Source organism: Frankia sp. AgKG'84/4, assembly GCF_023242965.2.
Taxonomy (GTDB): domain Bacteria; phylum Actinomycetota; class Actinomycetes; order Frankiales; family Frankiaceae; genus Frankia.
This window is the reverse complement of the sequence record NZ_JALKFU020000813.1, coordinates 1-1,042: the sequence shown is the minus strand read 5'-3', so window position 1 is coordinate 1,042 and position 1,042 is coordinate 1. Positions and strand designations below refer to the sequence as shown.

The following is a 1,042-nucleotide window of genomic DNA, read 5'->3' as shown; positions in this document are numbered from 1 at the left end:
GTGTGGGGGCGGGTCGTCGACCCGCTGGTCGCCGCCGGCGTGCTCGGGCGGCGCCGGGACCGGGTCGTCCTCGTGCCGGTCACCCACCATCCGGTGCTGCGTCCCGAGATCCGCGACGAGGTGGTGCGCCGCCTGCGGGCGGCCGCGACCGGCGACGGCCCGCTCGATCCCCGCACGGCGACGGTGCTCGCGCTGTCCGGCCCGTCCCGGCTGCTCGAGGTCGTCGCGCCGGCACGCGCCGACCGCCGACACGCCAAGGAGCGGATCAAGGAGGCGACCGAGCAGGCACCGGTCGCCGCGATCGTGAAGAAGGTGATCCAGGAGGCCCAGGCGGCGGCCGCCGCCGTAGCCGCGGCGGCGAGCACGACCGCGGCGACCTCCGGCTGACCCGTGGGGACGGCGCCTTGCCGTCGCTTCGACGGGGGTGCATCGGTCGCCGACCCCTGTCGAAGCGACAGGTAGCCGCGCAGCCCCGGTGGCGACGCGTGCCCCGACCCGCAGGTGAGGCGTGCCTCAACCCGCCGTCGCACTCCCGGCCCCGGCCGCTCTGGAGACCACTCCGAGGTCACAGGAAGCGGGATCACACCCGCACAACCACCCGCCCCGCGCACCCTAGAGTGGCGAGCCGACCACTTTGAGTAGGACCCGGCGCGGGAGCGACCTCCAGATGACCGAAGACCGCCGCGTCGGCGAGCGCCCCCGGCGCCCAGGCCCCGCGCACCTCGATCGGACCCGGCGTGGCCGTCGGCGACGCGGTGGTGGCCGCGCGTCGGCGGGCGCCCTTCTCACCAGCGCACCGCTCGCCCGGGTGGCCACCGCGCTCGTCCTCGGCTGCCAGGTCACCGCGGTGCTGCTCGTCGGCACCTACGCGCGGCGCGGGCCCCGACTGTGGGGCGTCCCGTTCTTCTACTGGTACTCATTGATGTGGCTGGTCATCGGGGCCGCCGGGATGGCGGGCTGCGTCTGGCTGCTGGGCCGGTCCGGGACGGCGAAGCCGCGGGTCGGGGTGGCGCACGCGACCACCGGCACCCAGGCCGACGGC

At 76.3% G+C, this 1,042-nt stretch carries 2 protein-coding genes; both read left to right on the top strand.

Going from position 1 to position 1,042, the window contains the following annotated elements:
- Window positions 1-387 (top strand): GPP34 family phosphoprotein (locus tag MXD58_RS25410; RefSeq protein WP_250610190.1); only part of this gene is annotated, 387 nt, incomplete at its 5' end.
- 280 nt (window positions 388-667) lie between these two features.
- The coding region (locus MXD58_RS25405; RefSeq protein WP_250610188.1) for a DUF3311 domain-containing protein at window positions 668-1,042 on the top strand (375 nt) is incomplete at its 3' end.